Here is a 19847-nt window from a genome sequence, read left to right as displayed (position 1 = left end):
TCCTGTGTTCCATCATTAAATCGCTGGAACAGTTGCTCGTGTGGCGGGTTTTCTCAGCACGATTTCGAAACTGAGGAGAACCGATATGTTAGCCAAATATACCATCGCCGGCCTGGCCGGCTCTGCGTTGCTTGCATCTGTCGCGTTCGCACAGTCGCCGACGACTCCCGCTGAACCGAGCAAGGCGCCAGCGCCTGCGACAGCGTCGGACATGTCTTCGTCGTTCCAGGGTACCTGGCGCGCCTCGAAGATGGTCGGCTTGAACGTGTACAACGACAAGAATGAAAGCCTTGGCTCGATCAACGACCTGCTCACCGACAAGAGCGGTGACATCAAGGCCGTCGTGATCGGCGTTGGCGGCTTCCTCGGCGTCGGCGAGCATCTGGTTGCGGTGCCGCTCGACAAGGTGAAGTTCGTCATGGAGCCCGTCGCCTATACCGGCGCCGCAAACGCGCCCGCCAGCGGCGGCGCACGGCCGGGATCGACCACGACCACGGGTGCGGCCACGGCGCCTGCGGCAAAGCCGAATCCCTGGTATCCGGATCACGCCGTGCTCAGCGCGACCAAGGATGAGCTGAAGGCGATGAGCGAGTTCAAATATTCGACCAACTAAGCTCGCGACTTTAAGTCGGGACTGATCTGAAAGGCCGGACGGCATCATTGCCGCCCGGCCTTTTGTTTTGCTGGAGCTCGCTCTGCGTGCAATTGCTGCACCGCATCCTATCAGGCCTGAAATTGCGATGTTAGGCTGAGGCGCGGCAGGAGCACCTTACGTCCTGCCTGTAACATCAACGGGAGGACGACATGGCTGAGAGCGTCTACAAGGTGATTGAGCTGATCGGTACCAGCAAGGACTCCTGGGAAAAGGCCGCGACCGCGGCCGTCGCGAGGGCCGGAAAATCCTTGCGCAATCTTCGCGTCGCCGAAATCGTGCAGCTCGATCTGCAACTGGACGCCAAGGGCAAGGTCGAAGCCTACCGCGCCAAGGTGAAAGTCTCGTTCAAATTCGAAGGGTGAGAGAAGAAGCGTAGGGTGGGCAAAGGCGCGCAAGCGCCGTGCCCACCATTTTCTTTGCCTGCCGCCTTCCGTCCTCATCCCCGGATGAGCGCTTTGCGCTCACCGAGGGAGCGGCGTCTTCGCCGCGTCTCGAAGGATGGCGGCATCGGGGCTCTCATGGTTCGAGACGGCGCAAGGGCGCTTCCTCACCATGAGGGTCGCGCAGTAGTCCTGTCGCATTCCCGCGCTCACAATCCCGGCAGCGTGGTCACAAACACATTGATGGCGCCTTCGGCTTCCGCGATCACGCGCAGCGTTTTTGAATCGAAGGCGATGTCGGCCAATCTGAGCTTGGTGATCTCGGCGGCGACGCGAATGCCGTCTTCGTTCTTCTGGAAATCCGCGATCACGGCGGCGATTTTTTTCTGCGCATTGCTGGCGAATGGCTTGAGGTCGACGGTGGCCTTGTCCGCCAGCGCCTTCTGCAGATGAGGCATCGCCGCGCGCGCGGCGGCACCGAGCAGGCCGAACGCCGCTTCCGACTCGACCGCGAGCTCGACATCTGTCAGCCGCAGGGTCTGCTGCGCCTGATCGAGCACCGGCTTGCCCCAGATATGAACATTGGCCTCGCCGCCGAAGCCGAAGAAACTCTTCTTCTCCTTGGCGTTCACCAACAGCGAAATCAGCAGGCGATTGCCGGATGCCGCTACCGTGGCGCGCTTCACGGTGACGTCGACCGAACCCGAACCGTCCTCGGGAAAGGTCTTTCCGGCGAACTGCGCCTCGACGATCTTGTTGATGTCGGTGAAGGGCATGTCGACGGGGACGCCGATCGCGACCCGGCCCGGCGTCGGCGGCACGATCGAGATGGTGGCGGGGAACGGGCAACTGGGCTTGGTCTCGACAGGGGTGATGCGGGTCTCCGCCTCGATGCCGAGCGTCAGTATCAGCGCCTGCGCGTCGACACGCGGTTGGGCGGCGATCGCCCGGGTCGGCCGCAGCTCCAGCCACAGCGCCGGCAGCGATGAGCTGGCGCCGGTGCCCTGCAGCGGGATCGAGCGGCAGGCCTTGGCCCATTGCACCTTCGCGTTGTTTTCAAATGCCGGATCGTTACGCATCCGCGCCTGCACCAGATTGATCTGATCGGCGACCGTCTTGTCGATCAGCGGCTTGACCTGGGCCGGCACGTTGATGCGGGCACCGGCCATCATAAGGCTGGTGTCGCCCAGATTCACCTGCGCGGCGAGATTGGGCTCGATGCGCCAGGCGGCGGCGATCTTCGGTCGCGCGGTGATGACGACATTGCCCTTGATCTCGGCTGACGCGTTGAGGTTCTTGATGTTCACGCTGCCGATCTGTTTGGCGACGTTGCCGCCGAGCAGGCCGCCGAGCGCGTCGCCGACCGCGCCCGTTGCCTTGGCAGACAGCGAACCGGTGACGTTGAGCGTCCCGGTCAGCGGCGTCGTCAGCGTCAGCGCGTCCTGCGCGCCGGTGGCGGCGATCGGTCCGCGCGAGGCGGTCCAGCCGATATCGGCGTTCTGCAGGATCTGCGAAATGGGATTTTCGGCCTTGCCGTTGAAGGCGCGCGGCGAACTGCGATCGGCGGCGTCGCGGATCGCCGTCAGCGCCACCGCGATCGGCGCCATCACGGTGGAGCTGCGCGGGGCGGGAGCGAGCGGCGGCAATTCGACAAGCGGCGGCGGCTTGACCGTGCCGCGCGGCGCCAGCCAATCCATCGCTTTCAGGCTGATCAGAAACGAGACCGCGATCACCGCGGCCCCGATCAGGATCGTCTTGGAATGCATCGGCAGACGCATCGTCCCCCCGGACCGATTAAGCCCTGGCATTTTCGGACCGCTTCGCGCGAAGAAAACGCGTCAAAAACAAGGCTGGAGCCCTACCGGCTCCGGCGGGAGTTTTACAGGGACGGGGCGGGCGGCGCCAGAGCGGGATCAGGCCGGTCGTCGGATGCGTTAACGCCGGCGCCCGGCGAGCCCGTTGCTGTTCGGCCAGCCCGCGGCACCGTCGGTTCTCAAGGGCAGGTTCCAGCTGGCGGCGTGTGCTTGAGCGCGCGGCCGGCAGCTACGGCGGTCAGTTTGCCGTTCAGAACGGAGGCCGCCCCATTGACCAATAGTGTCTGCACGCCGACGCTCAGTTCGCGAGGGCGCACATAGTCCGCCCTGGGGGCGTAGCGGGCAGGGTCGAACACCACGACGTCGGCAAAATAGCCGGGCCGCAAATAACCGCGCCGGTCGAGCTTGAAAATGTCGGCCGACAGGCCGGTGGACTGGCGGATGAACGTCTTCAGGTCGATGACGTGCCTCTCCTGGACATAGACCGAATATTTTTGCGGAAAGGTCGCATATTGGCGGGGATGGCCATCGGTGCCGTCAGAGCCGGTGACCACCCACGGTTGCTTCATGACGAGGTCGACGTCGCTGTCGATCATGTTGAACGAGGCGATCGAGTCCTTGACATTGGCGCGGAGAATCCGCACCGCGGCGTCGACCGGTTCGACCTTCCATGTTTCCGCCATCTCCGAAAGCCGCTTGCCGGTCCATGGCCGCTCGACGCTGGTCAGCAGGATCGATTCGGCGCCGCCGCGGCGTCGCAGGTTCTCGATCATCTCAACGCGTATCCTGACCATCGCCGCCGGATCATCGAAGCGCTGGATCATGGCCGGATAGCCACCGTCGACCGCCCAGCGCGGCACGAGCGCAGCGTCGAGGCTGGTGCTCGACGCCAGCCATGGATACTGGTCGGCCGTCACCCGCTGGCCGGTCGCTCTCGCCGCCTCGATCAGCCGGATCACATCCGGCACCTGTCCCTGCAGATCGACGCCGAGCGCTTTCAGATGCGCGAAATGGACTGGGATCTCGGCTTCGCGGCCGATCTGCAAAACCTCCCTGGCCGAGTTCATCAGGCCGATGGAGTAGGAGCTCTCGTCGCGCTGATGGGTGTCATAGATGCCGTCGCGCCGGGCGGCCTCCCTGGCCAGGGCCACCACCTCGTCAGTCTTGGCGAAACTCTGCGGGGCGTAGAACAGCCCGGCGGAAAGCCCGATCGCCCCCTCGCACATGCCCTTGGCGACGAGTTCCTTCATGCGCTCCAGTTCCGGTGGGGTGGGCGCGCGGGCATTATGGCCGAGCACCGCCTCGCGCACCGCGCCGAACCCGACATAGCTGGCGATGTTGGTGCCGATCTTCTCCGCTTCCAGCCGGGCGTGATCGGCGGCCACCGCCGGATCGCCCCTGCCGTCGACGCCGATGAAGATGGTCGAGACACCCTGCATCTGCCACGGCGCGTTCAGGCGCTTGGCCGCATCGGGCGAGCGGATGAAGCTCTCCGGGTGGGTATGAACGTCAATGAATCCGGGCGCCACGATCATGCCCTGCCCGGCGATGTTCGCTGTTGCGGCAGGTGCGCCGGCGGAAGGGCCGACATAGACGATCTTGTCCGCGGTGACCGCGATGTCGCCGACAAGCGGGGCTTCGTCGCCACCGGTGTAGATGGTGCCACCCCGGATGGCGAGATCGGCAGTCTGCTGTGCGACGGCTGCGCCGGCGTTCGCGATGAATCCGGCGCACACGGCGGCAAGCAGGGCAGGCGTGCATTTCATTGGCAATCTCCGCAGGCGGACGGCGTCCCTGGAACAGCGCGGCGAGGAGCGTCATCGTCGTTGCCGCCAAGTCTTGGGAATTGAAAGTCTTGGGAATTGATCGTGATGTCCGGCGGGATACTAGTTGGCGCGATCTGACCGATCCAATGCAAAATTCACATTGGACAGGCCGGACCTGGCACGAGGATTTGCGCTGGTGGCGACGGTGTAGATTCACTCGAAGTCAGCGAACCGTAGTTGACGAAGGCCTCAGCACTGCTGAGGTTGATCCTGTCCGTGAGGCTGGATTGGCTTCGGCTCGCTGGCGCTTCCGCTTTGACGAGGCTTCGACGGAGCCGGCCCGACGACGGGGGCATTAATTGCAAATTTCTTGAATGGATTTCCGTGAAGACCGACCTGATTGACTGCGAATGCTCGGATCGCCTCGGCGAGGAAATCGAGCGCTGACAAAACAGTCCACACGCAAATTTGCGCGGGCGGCGATGGATGTATAGGTTCAACCCGGTCAGCGAGCCGACGGTGACGAAGGCCTCAGCAACGCTGAGGTTGATCCTGTCCGTGAGGCTGGATTGGGCGCCGGCTCGCTGGCGACCGGCTTTCGCCAAGGATCAGCGAAGGCGCCGCGCATCTTCACCAAGATCTCCGCCTATCGAGCGCGGACGACGATCGTTCGTCGTCGGCGCAGGATAGAGTTGCGAGCGGGGCCCAACGGGCAGCGCTTTGCGCGGGCCCGTTGGGCTCACCCTCTACTGACTAGCCGCCGGGCGGCGTGTAGGAGCCACGAAGCTGGACCGCCTTCTGGCGAACCAGCGTGATTTCATCCTGCGTCCACAAACGAGTGAGGTGTACATTGTGGATGGTACCGGATGCCACCACCGTGCCTGAAATGGCCGGTGCTGCATTGGGGTCTGGTACATCGAAGATTACCAGAACGCCGGGACCATCGGCGGCGGTGCTGTACATCGAGAGTAATTTGCCACCAGCTGCTTCGATCAGCTTCTTCGCCGCTTCATGGCGATTGGTCTTGGGATTTTCCATGATCTTGTTGAGAGCCTGAGGCGTATATTGTGCTGTCATACAAAAATGCATGATGTTCTCCTGTTGGGTGTGGTTGATCAACGAGGCGCACGCCTTCCTGCCGACTCCATTGAGAATGGATCGGGCCCCAAAACGTGGAGATGAACATTGCAATGCCCGCCGTGGGCAAAAATACCGCTAGTACTCCGACGGGCCTTCGGCACTGCCCGCGTGCGGTTATCCATTAGTCTACATCAATCACGGGTCATGCGGAAGAGCGCTTGGCCTCGGGCCGTTCGGCTCAATTGAAAATCTCCGACCAAACAATCCGCCCGCAAATTTGCACAGCCTATGACGCATGTGTAGGTTGAGCTTAAGTCAGCGAGCCGACGTTGACGAAGGCCTCAGCAACGCTGAGGTTGATCCTGTCCGTGAGGCTGGATTGGGCGACGGCTCGCTGGCGACCGGCTTCTCAAGGTCCCCGACGAACCCGGTCATTCCGCCTTGATGTTAGCCGTGCGGATCACCTTGCCCCATTTCTCGGTTTCATCGGCGATGAACTTGCCGAAGTCGGCAGGCGAGCCTGAAAGCATCGTGCCGCCGAGATCGGTAAGCCGCGCCCTTGCCACAGGGCTGGCGAGGATCGCGTTGATCTCCTTGTTGAGCAGGGCAACAATTTCGGCGGGCGTGTCCTTCGGGGCGCCGACGCCGAAAAACGCGCTCGCCTCGAAGCCCGGGACGCTGTCGCCTACCGTCGGAATATCCGGCAAGCCATGCCAGCGTGTCGCGGTTGTGACCGCCAATGCGCGCAGTCGGCCAGTTCTGATGTGTTCGATCGAGTTGGAGACGTTATCGAAGGCGACCTGTATTCGGCCACTCAGCAGGTCGGTCAGCACGCCCGGCATGCCGCGATACGGCACATGAACCATGTCGACGCCGGTCATTTGCTTGAACAACTCGGCGCAGACATGGACGGAGGTTCCGATGCCGGCCGACCCGTAGCTGATGCTGCCGGGATTGGCCTTGGCATAAGCAATGAGTTCGGGAACGTTTTTGACCGGCAGGGATGGAGTTACCTCCATGACATTCGGTACACGCATGATGGCCGCGACCGGTGAGATGTCGCGGATGAAATTGAAACTGAGATTGTCGTAGAGCGCCGGGCTGATTGCATTGCCGACGCTGATCAGGAGCAGCGTATGGCCATCGGGCGACGCTCGAACGACGGCTTCGGTGGCGATGTTGCTGCCGGCGCCCAGACGGTTCTCGACGACGAAGGGTTGTCCGAGGCGCTCCGACAACGCCTGGCCAATGATGCGCGCCAGGATGTCGACGATGCCGCCGGCAGCAAAGCCTGCGATGATCCGAACCGGCCGCGACGGGTAGGTCTGCGCCCGCGCCATCCGCGTAGCAGCCGGGAACGCGGCAGCACCCGCTGCCAGATTCAAAAATCGACGGCGCTGAAGCTTCATGAATCCTCCCTTTAATCGACGGCGGCGTTATTCCGCCTTTTATGACCGCTGAACACAGCGACGGCGTTGCTTCCACTTGCCGAGTTCTCAATGAACGTATCGCACTTCGGCCGTGCGTGGAGATGTTTTTGGAGGATTGGATTGGCGAGCGCGAACGCCGCAACGCAAAAACGGCCCCGGCGAATGCCGGAGCCGTTTTTGGATTTCGAAGATTGAAAGTCTTAGCGGATGGTGCGGCCGAGGTCGGCGCGGCGATCCGTCATCGGCAGCACGATCACCTTGGTGCCGACGCTGACCCGCGAATAGAGGTCGCTGACGTCTTCATTGGTGAGGCGCAGACAACCGGAGGAAACGCGGGTGCCAATCGTCTCCGGCATGTTGGTGCCGTGGATCCGATAGATGGTGCCGCCGAGATACATCGCGCGGGCGCCGAGCGGGTTACCCGGGCCACCGGTCATGTGGCGCGGCAGGTAGGGCTGGCGGGCAATCATTTCCGGGGGTGGCGTCCAGGCCGGCCATTCCGCCTTCTTGGTGATCGTCTGCGTGCCGGACCAGGTGAAACCGTCGCGGCCGATGCCGATGCCGTAGCGCATCGCCTGGCCGTTGCCCATCACCAGATAGAGATAGGTGTTGGGAGTGTCGATGATGATGGTGCCCGGAGCTTCGCGGGTGTTGTAGTTCACGACCTGGCGGCGCAGGCGGGCGGGCAGTTCGAAGCGCTCTTCGTCCTGCGAGGGGGCAACCGCGACCGGCGGCGGAGCGGCTTCAACCGGGGGCGCCATGAAGAAGGGAAACAGCGGCAGCGGGGCCGCGGCGGCGGGTGCGGAAAATGCAGTCGCGCCAATCGCGATGGCGCCGAAAGCGGCGGCGGCGAGGCGGGTATTCAATTTGCGAGGATTCAGCTTGAATGAGTTGAACATCGGTCGTCCCCTTCAGTTTGCGCCCTGTCGCGCCAGTTCCAGCGCGTCGTTGAGGCAAACCAGTACAGGCGAACCGTTTCAGGACATTTGCACAATGCCGCCAAAATGGTTTCGTCGCGTTAGGGAATTGTTTCAGGACGGCTTCGTCGCAGGGTTTGGGGACGTGACGGCGCTGCGCTGTTCGTGCGCAAAGCATTAAAAAAAATGGAGAAAAAGCCGCCGTTTTGCTTAGGCCTGCAGCGCCCGCAGCCGCTGCGCGTCGGGTGCCATGGCAGCGATCGTGGCGCGGCGGTCGGTCACCGCATGGTGGAATTGCTCGAGCGCCAGCCCGATCGCGGCTAATTCCCCGTCCTCGATCGCACCGTCCTCGTGACAGTCGAGCGCCTCGCGCAGCAGCGCATCCGCCGTGCCCTGCATCTCGAACAATTCTTCAGGCGTTTCAGCCGTGCGCGCCTTCGAAATCAGGTCGAGCAGATTGTCGCGATGCCCGGCATATTGCGCGCGCTCTTCGCGCTTCCAGTAATGCTGCAGCCACGCCCATGCCGAGCCGATGCCCGAGAACACCATGACCGCGAACCAGAGATAGTCGCTGTTTCTTTCGAGGAACGTCCGCTCGTTGCCGTCGATATAGGCGGCGGCGCCGGTATGCGCGGGCAGCGCGGCGTCCTTGTCGGTGTCCGGTTTCTCGATTTGCGAGGCGCTCGGCAATTCGCGCGCCAGCTGCTGGCGATGGGTAAAGATCTGGCGTGCGAGCGCGCCGACCGCGGTGTCGGACAGCAACTTCGGCGCGATGATCAGATGGTTGACGCTGACGGTATCGATCTTGTCTTCGGGGCGCGCCGGAGATGATGCGAAGATGCTGCCGGGAATTTCTTCGGCTTCATAGACCGGATGCTTCTTAGAAATCGTCTCCGACACGTCGATCGGGAGAAACTTCGGTTCGCCGCGGACCGCCACGGTGGCGTTGATCGCATCGACGGTGATCTTGCTGTTGAGCGGGCCGACCGTCATGAACGCGTCGACGGTCTGGTCGCGCGCCATCTCGGCGAGCTGATTGACGCCGAACTGGGTGATCGTCACCTTGTCGACCTTGATGCCGGCCTCGGTCAGGATCGTGCGCAGCAGCTTGACGTTGGCCTCTGTTCGTCCGACGACGCCGACGCGGTGTCCGGCGAGTTCGTCGAGGCTCTTGATCTTGGCCACTGGCGTTTTCTTGGAGCCCTTTGGCGCGATGCCTGACGGCGCCCACAGCACGACGACGTTCTTGCGCAGGATGGCAACCGACTCGGCATTGGCCGGCAGGTTCAGATCGCCGCGCGCCACCGCAAGGTCGGCCTTGCCGGTGTTGAACAGCGCGATGCTCTCGACCGCGCCCGGGGTCGAAACGAGCGACAGCCGAACCGAGCTGTGGTCGCGCGCGAAGGTCTGCGCCATCAGCTGGATCAGTTTCTGATCGTCGCTTCCGGGCGGGCCAACCGCAATCCGCAAGGTGGTCGGCTGCAACAGATAATAAAGCGTGGCGGCGGCGGCGCCGAAAATGAAAATTCCGGCGGCGAGCACCAGCAGCGAATTGTTCTTTCGCTTCCGGCGCGGGCGGGATGGAGCGGAATTTGCGTTCGGGTTTGACATCGTACTGTCACGTTACACGAAAAAGCGCCGGGGCGACGGGAAAAACATCCTTACAGATCGATGACGTCATACGCTTGAAATATCCATGAACGAACGTCGGGAAGTGAGAATCATGGATAATCCCGGGGTCCCGACATGCGGGTATTGATAGCAACCGACGCCTGGCATCCGCAGGTGAATGGCGTGGTCCGGACGTTAACCTCGCTGGCGCGCAGTGCGTCCAAGCTTGACGCCGAGATCAGCTTCCTGACGCCTGACGGATTTCCGTCCGTCGGCGTTCCCACCTATCCCGGCTTGCGCATCGCGCTGCCGAACCGCCGCGAGATCGCTCGCCGGATCGAGGCGGCGGCGCCCGAGGCAATTCATATCGCGACCGAAGGCCCGATCGGCTGGGCGGTGCGCGGCTATTGCCGCCGCCGCAAGCTCGCGTTTACCACGTCCTACACCACGCGCTTCCCGGAATATGTCGCGGTCCGCACCATGATCCCGGCCGGCGTCGGCTACGCCTTGTTGCGGCATTTTCATGCGGCGGCGTCGACCACGATGGTCGCGACCGCCTCCTTGCGGCAGGAGCTCAGCGAGCGCGGTTTTCGCAAGCTTGGCTTCTGGACGCGCGGCGTCGACACCGATTTGTTCTCGCCTGAAAGCCCGGCCACGATCGACCTGCCGCGCCCGATCTTCATGACCATGGGCCGCGTTGCCGTTGAAAAGAATCTCGAAGCGTTTCTCGCGCTCGATCTGCCGGGAACGAAAGTCGTTGTCGGCGACGGGCCGCAGCGGGCGCAGCTCGCGCAGAAATATCCGCACGCCGTCTTCCTCGGCGAGAAGAAGGGCGAGGATCTCAGGTCGCATCTCGCCGCCGCCGATGTCTTTGTGTTTCCGAGCCTCACCGACACGTTCGGCGTGGTGCAGCTGGAAGCGCTGGCCTGCGGCACGCCGGTTGCGGCGTTTCCGGTTACCGGGCCGTTGGACGTCATCGCCGATCATCCGATCGGCGCGCTGGACTGGGATCTGCGCAGCGCCTGCCTGCGCGCGCTGACGATGTCGCGCGAGGCGTGCCGGAATTTTGCGCTGGGACGCTCCTGGGAGAACAGCGCCCGTCAGTTCATCGGCAATCTGGCCGCGCTGCAGCCCAGTCGCGCCACGCTGCCGGCGCGCCGCATCCCCGGCACCAGCGCCGTACAGGGTTAGTTCAATCTACTTTTGAAGAGAGACGAGAAGGCAGACCATGGCAGACATCATCAAGCTTGACGGCACCAGAGCGTTGGACTTCGACCGCGAGACGGTCGAGCAGGCCTACGACCGCTGGGCGCCGGTATATGACCTCGTGTTCGGCGGCGTGTTCAGCAAGGGCCGCAAGGCGGCCATTCAGGCCACCAACAAGATCGGCGGCCGGGTACTCGAGGTCGGTGTCGGCACCGGCATCTCGCTGCCGCAATACGCGGCCCACTTACGCATCTTCGGCACCGACATTTCCGAAGCGATGCTGCAGAAGGCCAAGAAGCGTGTCGACGAGCTCAAGCTGAAGAACGTCGAGGGCCTGGCTGTCATGGACGCCGAGAAGCTCGAATTCCCCGACAACTCCTTCGACGTGGTGATGGCGCAGTATGTCGTCACGGCCGTGCCGAACCCGGAAGCGGCGCTCGACGAATTCGCCCGCGTGCTGCGGCCCGGCGGCGAACTCATCATCCTGACCCGCGTCAGTGCGGACGCCGGTGTGCGCCGCTTCATCGAGCAGCGCCTGCAGCCGGTGGTTCGCCCGCTCGGCTTCCGCACCGCCGAGTTCGCCTGGTCGCGCTACGCGCAGTGGCTCGCCGGCGCGCGCGGCATGGAGCTGGCGGAGCGCCGCCTGGTGCCGCCGCTCGGCCACTTCTCGCTGGTGCGTTTTCGCAAAGTCGACGTCGCGAAGGCAGCGTAGCGCGCCGTAGCGGCGCTGCGTCAATGCGGCGCCGCGAAACTTCATATGACATTTAGATGATGTCATACGCCGGACATCGAATCCCGTTAATCCTTAACCCGAAAGAATTTTGGGGGAGATCATCATGATCAAGAACTTCATGCAGGAACTGCGAACCCAGCGCTGGGACGACCATCGCTACTATCACCACAGCCGCATCAACCAGTCGCTGCACTTCGTCAGCGCCGCGAGCTTTCTGTTCGCCTATGTCATGCTCTTCATCGATCCGGTGGTGTCGGCGCTGGTCGGCTGGCTGGTGTCGATGACGTCGCGCCAGGCCGGGCATTTCTTCTTCGAGCCCAAAGGCTATGACCACGTCAACCATGCCACCCACGAGCACAAGGAAGAGATCAAGGTCGGCTATAATCTGCAGCGCAAGGTCGTGCTGATGGTGATCTGGGCGCTGTCGCCCGCGGTGCTGTATCTCGATCCGACCCTGCTTGGCATGTTCGCGCCGTGGGAGACGACGGCGGACTTCATGCGTCAGGTCGCCAAGATCTGGCTGGCGATCGGTATCGGCGGGCTGCTGTTCCGCACCATCCACCTGTTCTTCATCCGCGACGTCGAGACTGGCCTGGTCTGGATGACCAAGATCATCACCGACCCGTTCAGCGACCTCAAGCTCTACTACAAGGCGCCGCTCGCCCTGATGAAGGGCGAGCTGATCGACCCGGGCCTCGAGAAGCATGTCAAGCACGCCTGATCGATTTGACTTGTCACGAAATGCGTCATGCCCGGGCTCGTCCCGGGCATCCACGTCTTTGGAGCTCCGTCATTGCGAGCGAAGCGAAGCAATCCACCCCTCGACACGAGGATAGATGGATTGCTTCGTCGCTTCGCTCCCTTGCGCAAACGCTTCGCGTTTGTCGCAGGCAATGACGGAGGAGGTAGCCGGGCTGTGATGACTATCGAAAGCGCACTCTCAGCGCCCGAAACGCTTTGCAAACAGTTCTTTGAGGATCTGCCGCTTGATGTTCTTGTTGGTGAGCGCAGCACCCTGCCACCACCAGCCGTCGCGCTTCATCTTCTCGGTGGCGCTAACGAAGCGGTCGGCGACCACGGAAAAATCGTCATCGGTATAGTTCAGGCTGAAGATCAGCCGGCCGGTGCCGACCCAGCTCAGCGCCAGCCCTTCGGCGCGCAGGTAATATTGCAGCATCCAGTTGTAACGGGACGGCTCGGTATAATGCACCATCCAGATCGACGACAGATTGCTGACGCGCACGGGAAGGTCCTGCGCGGCGAGCCGGTCGTTGAGCGTCTTGGCGCGCGCGTTCCAGGTCTCGTCGAGCCCGCTATAGACCGAATTGAAATTCGGGCTGGCGAGCCGGCCGAGGAATTCGTCCATCGCCGTCATGACGTAGGGATGCGAATTGAAGGTGCCGCGGGCAAAGCAGATGTCGGCGGGGCGATCGTCGCGAAAACGCCGCATCAGATCCTTAGCGCCGCAGACCACGCCGACCGGAAGTCCACCCGCAAGGCTTTTTCCGTACGTCACCATGTCGGCGCGGACGCCAAAGTATTCCTGCGCGCCGCCGGCGGCGAGGCGGAAGCCGACAAAGACCTCGTCAAAGATCAGCACGATGCCGCGTTCGGTGCAGACCTCGCGGAGCTTCTTCAGCCATTCGGTATAGGCGGCGCGATCGAAATTGCCGGACCGGGAGCTGTCGACCAGCGCGGAATCGCCGGGCGCGTTGGCGTTCGGGTGCAGCGCCTGCAGAGGATTGACCAGCACGCAGGCGATGTCGCGGCGGGTCTTCAAAACGTGCAGCGTGCGCTCGGACATATCGGCGAGCGTATAGGTCTCGTGCGGCGACACGGGATTGCCGACGCCGGGCTGCACGTCGCCCCACCAGCCGTGATAGGCGCCGGCAAAGCGAACCAGATGCGTGCGCTTGGTGTGGTAGCGCGCCAGCCGGACCGCCTGCATCACGGCTTCGGTGCCGGACATGTGGAACGAGACTTCGTCGAGGCCGGAAATCTCGCAGAGACGCTTGACGTTGTCGGTGATGACGGGGTGATAGGGGCCGAGCACCGGTCCGAGCGCCTGCGCGCGCTTTTCCGACTCGGTGATGCAGTCCTTGTAGAAGTCGTTACCGAAAATGTTGACGCCGTACGAGCCGGTCAGGTCGTAGGAGACATTGCCGTCGACATCGGTGACGGTGACGCCGGACGAGGACTGCACGAAGGCGCTGGTGGAAAGATGCTCGCGCACCAGGCGGCTGTACTGGAACGGCACCCGGTAGGCTTCGGTGAATTGCAGGTCGGAAATGTGCTCGGCCGCCTCGGCGGTCATCTGCCGGCCCTTGGGATAACGGTCCTGATACACGCCGGCGAGCCGGAAGAAGCCGTCCTGGCGCTGCGCCGCGACATCGGCCGGCGCGCCGTCGGAGCGGAAGAAGTCGCCGATATCGAATTCGTAATGCGGCATCAGCCGCGCGACGATCTTGGACATCTTGGAATGGCCGGTCAGCGAGCGGTGCTTGGCGCGCGACAGCGCCAGCCGCGCCTGCAATTTGGGGAAGGTCACCGCGGCGCCGGCAATCGCAACGGCGGACAGCGACAGAATCGAAAGGGGCGAATCCATGCCACCAGCGCTAGCTAATCCTGCTAACAGATTCATGACAGTCAAAGGCCTGATTTCGGCCTTTACCCAGCAGGAAGACCTCAATTTCCTGCTGACCAACCGGATTCCCCGGGCGGCGATCACTCGCTTCATGGGGTGGTTCAGCAAGATCGAGAACCCGCTGGTGCGGGACGCCTCGATCGCCTGCTGGCGGCTGTTCTCCGATCTCGACCTGTCGGAGGCGAAGAAGACGGAGTTCAAGAGCCTGCATGATTGCTTTACCCGCGAGCTGCGGCCGGGCCTGCGCCCCGCCGACCCGGATCCGGGCGTCGTCGCCAGCCCCTCCGACGGCATCATCGGGGCGTTCGGCCGGATCGAAGATACAAGACTGTTCCAGATCAAGGGCGCGCCGTATTCGCTGCTGGACCTGCTCGGCGATCCCGCTTTGGTGGAGCGTCACCGCAACGGCCGTTACCTGACGCTGCGGCTGACCTCGAGCATGTATCACCGCTTCCACGCGCCCTATGACGCCACGATCGAGCGGGTGAGGTTCATCCATGGCGACGTCTGGAACGTCAATCCGATTGCGTTGAAGAGGGTGGAGCGGCTGTTCTGCAAGAACGAGCGCGCGGTGCTGGAGACGCGGCTTGCCTCCGGCGAAGCGCTGACCTTGGTGCCGGTCGCCGCGATCCTGGTCGCCAGTATCCGCCTGCACTTTCTGGATGTGACCCTCAACGCGCAGAGCAGGGGGCCGGTGGAGTTTCCCTGTGACGCGCGCGTGCGCAAGGGTGATGAGCTCGGCTGGTTCGAGCACGGTTCGACCATCATCGTGCTGGCGCCGGAAAATTTTGAGTTCGCCGACAATGTCATTGAGGGTGCGCGCGTTCACGCCGGCGAGGCGCTGCTGTGGAAACCGGCGGGATGATTGTGTTGCAAGCTCTGGCCGCGACTGTGAGCTGGATCACCGAGGCGCCACTACATGGTGCGATTATCCTGGCTCCGCTAACACCTCCCCAGCAAACAAGGGAGCAGTGCCATGACGCAGACCAGCAAGTCGATCAATGGAATCCCGCGCACATTGGGCGAGCAAGTCTTGAAGGATGCTGAGCTTGAGTCCATCTCCGGTGGCGCCATGTTCCGAAGCTCGTTCTCTGACGCCCTGAAGTCAATCGGGGAAGGACTTTCAGCAATGGCACGCAAGGGCTGACCGCGTTGTCAGCGCCGAAGCGACCCGGCGGCGTGGCTCAGTAAATCAATCAGTAAAATCAAAATGAGAGAAGCCGCCGCGAGCGGCCCTGCTTTCGCTGCGTGCCGGCCGTCAGGGGCGGACGCCTCCTGCTATGCCGAGCTCGGCAAGGGAGGGATAGTCGGCGTCCACGATGTTCGCGAGTCCGCGCATCTCGCCGATGCTGAACCATCGCAGTTCGGTATGTTCATCGCACATATTGGCGGGATCGCCGCCTTGCCAGGCGGTCACGGCATAGATGTGATGCAGCGCATCGCCATAGAGCTCTGGCCGGCGCTCCCTGACCGCTGTGATCAGGCGGAACTCGGTCGGTGTCACCCCGGTCTCTTCCTGAACCTCACGGATCAAGGCATCATCAAGGTTCTCGCCATCCTCGACATGTCCGCCGATCGTGTCCCAATGGCCTGGCCAAACCTTTTTCGAGGGCGCGCGCAAGCCGAGAAGGACCTTCCCGGTTGATCCGATCAACAGAGCACCGACGGTTCTGGCGGCTTTGTCGTGCATGGCGGCGTCTCTGGGCTGACGAACACAGACGGTAGCATCGCCGCGTGAAATTCTCTATGTGTGGGGAATTCCAACGATGATCGGAGAGGGTGGCGATGGCGCGGACGCCTGTGTTGGCGGCGGGAGGCATTGTATTGCGGCAGGCGGCGACGCCGCTGGTCGCGATCGTGCGCCTGCGCAAGCGCAACGAATGGGTTCTGCCCAAGGGCAAGCTCGATCGCGGCGAGACGCCGCGCGACGCGGCCGAGCGCGAAGTCAATGAAGAGACCGGGCACGATGTCGCCGTGCACGAGTTCATCGGCACGCTGGTTTACGAATCCCGCGGCGGCTCCAAGGTCGTGCACTTCTGGCGGATGGAAGCGGGAGCCGAGCCGGTCCGCAAACTGATGCGCGACGTGAAGGCGGTCGAGTGGTTGCCGCTGGCCGACGCGGTCGAGCGGCTGTCGCGCGGCTATGAGCGTGCGTTTCTGGAAAATGTCGGCCCGATCGCGCTGGCTGCAGGGAGGGTCGCGCAGGCCGGTACATCAGTCGCCCGTGTGCCGGAGCCAATCCGAATTGAAACGATCAGCGAAGGCCCGGATCGACGCAGCCTCGTGCAGAAAATGCGGGATTGGTTTCGACGCGCGGCGTGAGTTGGTTCAAGCATTTAGCTCGTCATGCCCGGCCTTGTGCCGGGCATGACCGTCTTTCTTGAAGCAAAAGTAAGACGTGGATGGCCGGGTCAAGCCCGGCCATGACGGAGAGTGAAGCTAAGCTACCGCACATCTTTCGGCGGCTTGCTTCCCCTTGGCTGTGGCGCGCGACCTGGCGCAGGTCTCACCGGCTGACCTTGCCGCACCACACCGGGCGCAGCCTGCAAACCACCTGGCCGCAGGCCTTGCCGGAAGCCCGGTTGTTGAACGCCCTGTTGTTGACCGCCGGGCTGCTGGACGCGCTGCGGTCCGCCGGCTTGCGAAGGTGCACCGGTTTGCGCGGGCGCGCCCAGTCGTCCGGCCGTCACCGGTTGCTGCGTTTGACCGGGTCGCGGCGGCAGGCCGGTCTCACGTGGCGAGCCTGATGGCGTCGATCCCGGTCGCTGCAACTGCTGACCCTGTCGGTCAGGCGAGCCCGGTTGCTGCAGCTGTTGCGGCTGGCCCGGCCGGTTCTGCAATTGTTGTTGCCCGGGACGGATCTGCTGACCCGGCTGCTGCTGTTGTCCGGGACGGTTCTGCAGACCGGGCTGTTGCTGTCCCGGACGGTTTGGCAGGCCCGGTTGCTGGCCGGTGCGGTTCTGTCCTGGCAATCCGTTTTGCTGCGGTCCGCGGCGCGGTGCGTTGCCACGATTGAAGCCGGGGTTGGCGCGGCGGAAGTCGCGCTGCTCGTTGAAGACGCGGCGGCCGAGATTTTGCGTCGAGTGCACCTGGCGCACAAAACCCTGATCGCGCAGCACCTGCTGCGGCGAAATCGTCAGCGGCACCGCGGCAAAGCGCACGCCGCCGCTGCCTGGGCGAATCGTAAAGCCGCTGGAGCCTTGGCTGAGGAAACCCAGCCGCGCGCCAGCGCGGTCGTTGACCTCGATGCGTCCAACCCTGCCGTCTGCGTCGGGATAGAGTTTGATGGCGACGTTGTTCGGACTGTTGGCGGCCGCACCTTCCGGCACCTCGACGAGGCCGGTGGTGCCGCGAATGCCGAGCGTCGCGGTCGGTGTGGTGATTTTCATGTCGCCGGTCTTGGCGACGGCGGCGGCGACGAAGGCAACCGTGCCCTTGGCGACGTCGAACACGCCGGCATTTTGCTTGCCGCCATCCTCATAGACATAGCTGTCGATGGTGATCTGCGAATTCGCCTTGAGGTTAAAGGTGGTGGCGTCGCTGAAGGTGATGCCGAGCGAAGATTTTGCGCCGGTCTGCACGACGTCGTTCAAATAGATGTCGTCCTTGACCTTGAGCGGTGTGGTCTCGTTGTTGCGGACCACGCTGGCGCTGCCGATCACGGTCGCGACATTGCCGATCGGCTCTTCCGCGGCCTGTTGTGCGTCGGCCGCGGGAGCCGCCGGATCGGGCGCGGCCTGTGCCGGCGCCGCGGGCGCAGGTTCGGCCTGCGCCGATCGTGCTGTGACGGAGGGGCCTGCGAAACCGTTCGTCGCGCCAACCAGCGTACCGCAAACCAACAGCAGAAGCGCGAATCGCAACCGGCGCAGCATCAAGGAGAGTTCCGGGAAATCAGGGCGGGAGGTCAGGGAGAGACGAGGGCGAGGAGCGGCGCCGCGATTTCAGCGCTGCCGGGCTGAATGCGGGATGAACGTTTCCGCCTTGTTGTCATGGTCAGGCAGAACGGACAAGCGCCACGTCCGGCATTGCCGGGCATGGCGCTTTCTCATCTTGCATAGAGCGTTGATCAGCCGCGCTTGTTCGGGGTCAGGTTCAGCGGCTTCGACGGCCTCGCCGACGGCGCGTAGCTGACGGGCGTCGCGGCCGGGGGCTCGTAGCGGAATACGGCCTTGCAACCGTCGCTGAGCGACGCGCGCTGCCGGATCATGCAGGCGGTGACGCGATCGACATCGGGAATTTCCGCTCCGCACAGCCGCATTGCGTCGCCGGCGCACATCTGCTCCTGCTCTTGCGTATGGGCCTGGGAAACGGTCGTCAGCATCCCGAACGCAAGCGTGGCCGCGATCAGCAATTGCCAGTTACGGATGGTGGAGCGTGCGAAAGCCATGGTGTGTGTCCCTCTTGCAGGTTTGGTGAGTGGTGCGCCCGAGTTGCGCGCCGGGTGGCGCTTCGTTGGGCAAGACAACTACGCGGGCCTGGTTTCGGGATTTCTTCGTCGCGGGACAAAAACGGTTTCGTCGCGCGGAGAATTGTTTCGTCGTCGATCGCGAGTAAGGAGTCGTTAACGAATGGAAACCCGAAAAGGGCCCCGTGACGTGCCACGAGGCCCCTTCACGTCCAGTTCGATGAAAGATCAGCTCACGCGCTTCCAGGTCTGGCCGCCGCAGAACATGCCGCCGAAGGCGCAGCCCTGCACGCGGAGCGAGCCGTTGCTCTTCATCGACATCGTCGAGTCGTACTTGCGGCCGCTGTTGGGATCGTTGATCCGGCCGGCCCATTTCGAGCCCTGCGGCCGCATGTTGATCAGGATCTTTTCACCGGTCTTGACGGCATAGCCGCAGAGATTGTCGCCGCACTGCTCGATGCGCACATTGCCTTTGTTCTCTTCGGTGGCCCAGACGCCGATCGGCGAGTCCGGATCGAACGAGGGAGGCGCGTCGATCGGAGCCGGAGCTGCGTACCTGGCGGGAGGAGGCTCGGCAGCCGGAGGAGGGGCCGGTGGTGCGACGTCGGCTTGCGGAGGCGCGGCGGCATAGGTCGTCGGAGCCGGGGCCGGGGGAGGCGCGGGTGCCGCCGCCTGATCAGGGGCCGGCGCGCGTTCCTGTCGCGGAGGCGGTGCCGCATAGTCATCATCGTTGTAGCGCTTGGCCTGGTAGCCCTTGTAACGCGACTTGCCGGCCGTCGGCGCGTAATCGTCATTGTACCGCCGGTCGTCGTTGTAGCGCTTGTCGTCGTTATAGCGCCGGTCGTCATCATAGCGTTTGGAATCGCTGAATTGGGGCCGTCCCGGAGCCGGTGCGACGTCGTCATCGTCGTCGTCGCGGTTGGAATTGAGGCCCTTGAAGCCGGGCGCCGTGATGTTGATGCAGGACAGCGAGGCACAGCCGCGCGGCGCATGGATGTGCACGCGCTGGCCTTCGATCTGGAACGAGATGCCACCGGCATGGGCCGAGGTGGTGGCCAACAGCAGGGCTGCGAGGATGTAGAGCTTCTTCATGAGAGCCTCCTGAGCGGCTTGAATTGGTTGGCGATGAACTTGCGCGGACCATATGTCCGGCCGCGCGCGCCTTCTGTGACGTAGGTCACGGGGAACCAGGTGACTCAAATCACA

At 63.4% G+C, this 19847-nt stretch carries 19 protein-coding genes; 8 read left to right on the top strand and 11 right to left on the bottom strand.

The annotated features are described in order from the left end of the window. Window positions 1-85 precede the first annotated feature (85 nt). Entirely contained in the window at window positions 86-613 is a 528-nt protein-coding gene (locus ABIE49_RS10925) for a PRC-barrel domain-containing protein (RefSeq protein ID WP_192738121.1), read from the top strand. 191 nt (window positions 614-804) lie between these two features. Further along, complete coding sequence (locus tag ABIE49_RS10920; protein ID WP_192738120.1) at window positions 805-1017, top strand: dodecin family protein; 213 nt, start codon at window positions 805-807, stop codon at window positions 1015-1017. 227 nt (window positions 1018-1244) lie between these two features. On the opposite strand, the gene ABIE49_RS10915 is transcribed toward ABIE49_RS10920, so the two are convergent. From ABIE49_RS10915 to ABIE49_RS10890, 6 genes are all read right to left on the bottom strand, one after another. Next, entirely contained in the window at window positions 1245-2813 is a 1569-nt protein-coding gene (locus ABIE49_RS10915) for a DUF4403 family protein (protein WP_192738119.1), read from the bottom strand. A gap of 215 nt (window positions 2814-3028) precedes the next feature. Further along, the gene (locus tag ABIE49_RS10910) at window positions 3029-4615 is read right to left on the bottom strand and encodes an N-acyl-D-amino-acid deacylase family protein (protein WP_192738118.1); all 1587 of its coding nucleotides are present in this window, start codon (window positions 4613-4615) and stop codon (window positions 3029-3031) included. A gap of 753 nt (window positions 4616-5368) precedes the next feature. Next, a complete protein-coding gene (locus tag ABIE49_RS10905; protein ID WP_354066751.1) occupies window positions 5369-5734 on the bottom strand; it encodes a GYD domain-containing protein in 366 nt (121 codons plus the stop codon). A 392-nt stretch (window positions 5735-6126) separates the two neighbouring features. Continuing rightward, a complete protein-coding gene (locus ABIE49_RS10900) occupies window positions 6127-7104 on the bottom strand; it encodes a Bug family tripartite tricarboxylate transporter substrate binding protein (RefSeq protein WP_192738117.1) in 978 nt (325 codons plus the stop codon). Window positions 7105-7325: 221 nt separating this feature from the next. Beyond that, window positions 7326-8024 (bottom strand): L,D-transpeptidase, encoded by a 699-nt coding sequence (locus tag ABIE49_RS10895; protein ID WP_192738116.1) that lies wholly within the window; start codon window positions 8022-8024, stop codon window positions 7326-7328. Between the two features lie 228 nt (window positions 8025-8252). Then, window positions 8253-9653 carry a TAXI family TRAP transporter solute-binding subunit gene (locus ABIE49_RS10890; protein ID WP_192738115.1) on the bottom strand — a complete coding sequence of 467 codons (1401 nt, stop codon included), beginning with the start codon at window positions 9651-9653 and terminating at the stop codon, window positions 8253-8255. A gap of 135 nt (window positions 9654-9788) precedes the next feature. On the opposite strand from ABIE49_RS10890, the gene ABIE49_RS10885 reads away from it, so the two are divergent. From ABIE49_RS10885 to ABIE49_RS10875, 3 genes are all read left to right on the top strand, one after another. Further along, complete coding sequence (locus tag ABIE49_RS10885; RefSeq protein ID WP_192738114.1) at window positions 9789-10844, top strand: glycosyltransferase family 4 protein; 1056 nt, start codon at window positions 9789-9791, stop codon at window positions 10842-10844. A 37-nt stretch (window positions 10845-10881) separates the two neighbouring features. Continuing rightward, complete coding sequence (locus tag ABIE49_RS10880; RefSeq protein WP_192738113.1) at window positions 10882-11571, top strand: class I SAM-dependent methyltransferase; 690 nt, start codon at window positions 10882-10884, stop codon at window positions 11569-11571. A gap of 124 nt (window positions 11572-11695) precedes the next feature. Then, a complete protein-coding gene (locus tag ABIE49_RS10875) occupies window positions 11696-12313 on the top strand; it encodes a hypothetical protein (protein ID WP_192738112.1) in 618 nt (205 codons plus the stop codon). A 219-nt stretch (window positions 12314-12532) separates the two neighbouring features. On the opposite strand, the gene ABIE49_RS10870 is transcribed toward ABIE49_RS10875, so the two are convergent. Then, window positions 12533-14197: an aminotransferase class III-fold pyridoxal phosphate-dependent enzyme gene (locus tag ABIE49_RS10870; protein WP_192738111.1), complete on the bottom strand. Its 1665-nt coding sequence runs from the start codon at window positions 14195-14197 to the stop codon at window positions 12533-12535. A 34-nt stretch (window positions 14198-14231) separates the two neighbouring features. On the opposite strand from ABIE49_RS10870, the gene asd reads away from it, so the two are divergent. Together asd and ABIE49_RS10860 are read left to right on the top strand one after the other, a co-directional pair. Continuing rightward, window positions 14232-15101, top strand: a complete 870-nt coding sequence (gene asd / locus ABIE49_RS10865; protein ID WP_192738110.1) for an archaetidylserine decarboxylase — start codon at window positions 14232-14234, stop codon at window positions 15099-15101. 111 nt (window positions 15102-15212) lie between these two features. Next, window positions 15213-15383 carry a hypothetical protein gene (locus tag ABIE49_RS10860; RefSeq protein WP_192738109.1) on the top strand — a complete coding sequence of 57 codons (171 nt, stop codon included), beginning with the start codon at window positions 15213-15215 and terminating at the stop codon, window positions 15381-15383. 111 nt (window positions 15384-15494) lie between these two features. On the opposite strand, the gene ABIE49_RS10855 is transcribed toward ABIE49_RS10860, so the two are convergent. Continuing rightward, window positions 15495-15926, bottom strand: a complete 432-nt coding sequence (locus ABIE49_RS10855) for an NUDIX hydrolase (RefSeq protein WP_192738108.1) — start codon at window positions 15924-15926, stop codon at window positions 15495-15497. A gap of 95 nt (window positions 15927-16021) precedes the next feature. On the opposite strand from ABIE49_RS10855, the gene ABIE49_RS10850 reads away from it, so the two are divergent. After that, entirely contained in the window at window positions 16022-16558 is a 537-nt protein-coding gene (locus ABIE49_RS10850; protein WP_192738107.1) for an NUDIX hydrolase, read from the top strand. A gap of 122 nt (window positions 16559-16680) precedes the next feature. Here the strand turns inward: ABIE49_RS10850 and ABIE49_RS10845 are convergent, their stop codons facing one another. The 3 genes from ABIE49_RS10845 to ABIE49_RS10835 form a co-directional block, all read right to left on the bottom strand. Next, the gene (locus tag ABIE49_RS10845) at window positions 16681-18108 is read right to left on the bottom strand and encodes a FecR family protein (RefSeq protein WP_192738106.1); all 1428 of its coding nucleotides are present in this window, start codon (window positions 18106-18108) and stop codon (window positions 16681-16683) included. A gap of 194 nt (window positions 18109-18302) precedes the next feature. Continuing rightward, window positions 18303-18623, bottom strand: coding sequence for a hypothetical protein (locus ABIE49_RS10840; RefSeq protein ID WP_192738105.1), 321 nt, complete (start codon window positions 18621-18623; stop codon window positions 18303-18305). A gap of 246 nt (window positions 18624-18869) precedes the next feature. Beyond that, window positions 18870-19733, bottom strand: a complete 864-nt coding sequence (locus ABIE49_RS10835) for a DUF2147 domain-containing protein (RefSeq protein ID WP_192738104.1) — start codon at window positions 19731-19733, stop codon at window positions 18870-18872. Between the last annotated feature and the right edge of the window lie 114 nt (window positions 19734-19847).

The sequence above is a fragment of the Bradyrhizobium sp. OAE829 genome (genome assembly GCF_040546575.1).
GTDB lineage: Bacteria > Pseudomonadota > Alphaproteobacteria > Rhizobiales > Xanthobacteraceae > Bradyrhizobium.
Note: the sequence above shows the minus strand (reverse complement) of the source record. Positions and strands in the feature narration are given on the sequence as shown.

Coding starts and splice junctions, on each gene's coding strand:
- ABIE49_RS10850 (WP_192738107.1), top strand. CDS start 16,022: ATGGCGCGGACGCCTGTGTTGGCGGCGGGAGGCATTGTATTGCGGCAG.
- ABIE49_RS10845 (WP_192738106.1), bottom strand. CDS start 18,108: ATGCTGCGCCGGTTGCGATTCGCGCTTCTGCTGTTGGTTTGCGGTACG.
- ABIE49_RS10895 (WP_192738116.1), bottom strand. CDS start 8,024: ATGTTCAACTCATTCAAGCTGAATCCTCGCAAATTGAATACCCGCCTC.
- ABIE49_RS10855 (WP_192738108.1), bottom strand. CDS start 15,926: ATGCACGACAAAGCCGCCAGAACCGTCGGTGCTCTGTTGATCGGATCA.
- ABIE49_RS10915 (WP_192738119.1), bottom strand. CDS start 2,813: ATGCGTCTGCCGATGCATTCCAAGACGATCCTGATCGGGGCCGCGGTG.
- ABIE49_RS10860 (WP_192738109.1), top strand. CDS start 15,213: ATGACGCAGACCAGCAAGTCGATCAATGGAATCCCGCGCACATTGGGC.
- ABIE49_RS10910 (WP_192738118.1), bottom strand. CDS start 4,615: ATGAAATGCACGCCTGCCCTGCTTGCCGCCGTGTGCGCCGGATTCATC.
- ABIE49_RS10840 (WP_192738105.1), bottom strand. CDS start 18,623: ATGGCTTTCGCACGCTCCACCATCCGTAACTGGCAATTGCTGATCGCG.
- ABIE49_RS10835 (WP_192738104.1), bottom strand. CDS start 19,733: ATGAAGAAGCTCTACATCCTCGCAGCCCTGCTGTTGGCCACCACCTCG.
- ABIE49_RS10880 (WP_192738113.1), top strand. CDS start 10,882: ATGGCAGACATCATCAAGCTTGACGGCACCAGAGCGTTGGACTTCGAC.
- ABIE49_RS10870 (WP_192738111.1), bottom strand. CDS start 14,197: ATGGATTCGCCCCTTTCGATTCTGTCGCTGTCCGCCGTTGCGATTGCC.
- ABIE49_RS10925 (WP_192738121.1), top strand. CDS start 86: ATGTTAGCCAAATATACCATCGCCGGCCTGGCCGGCTCTGCGTTGCTT.
- ABIE49_RS10920 (WP_192738120.1), top strand. CDS start 805: ATGGCTGAGAGCGTCTACAAGGTGATTGAGCTGATCGGTACCAGCAAG.
- ABIE49_RS10875 (WP_192738112.1), top strand. CDS start 11,696: ATGATCAAGAACTTCATGCAGGAACTGCGAACCCAGCGCTGGGACGAC.
- asd (WP_192738110.1), top strand. CDS start 14,232: ATGACAGTCAAAGGCCTGATTTCGGCCTTTACCCAGCAGGAAGACCTC.
- ABIE49_RS10885 (WP_192738114.1), top strand. CDS start 9,789: ATGCGGGTATTGATAGCAACCGACGCCTGGCATCCGCAGGTGAATGGC.
- ABIE49_RS10890 (WP_192738115.1), bottom strand. CDS start 9,653: ATGTCAAACCCGAACGCAAATTCCGCTCCATCCCGCCCGCGCCGGAAG.
- ABIE49_RS10900 (WP_192738117.1), bottom strand. CDS start 7,104: ATGAAGCTTCAGCGCCGTCGATTTTTGAATCTGGCAGCGGGTGCTGCC.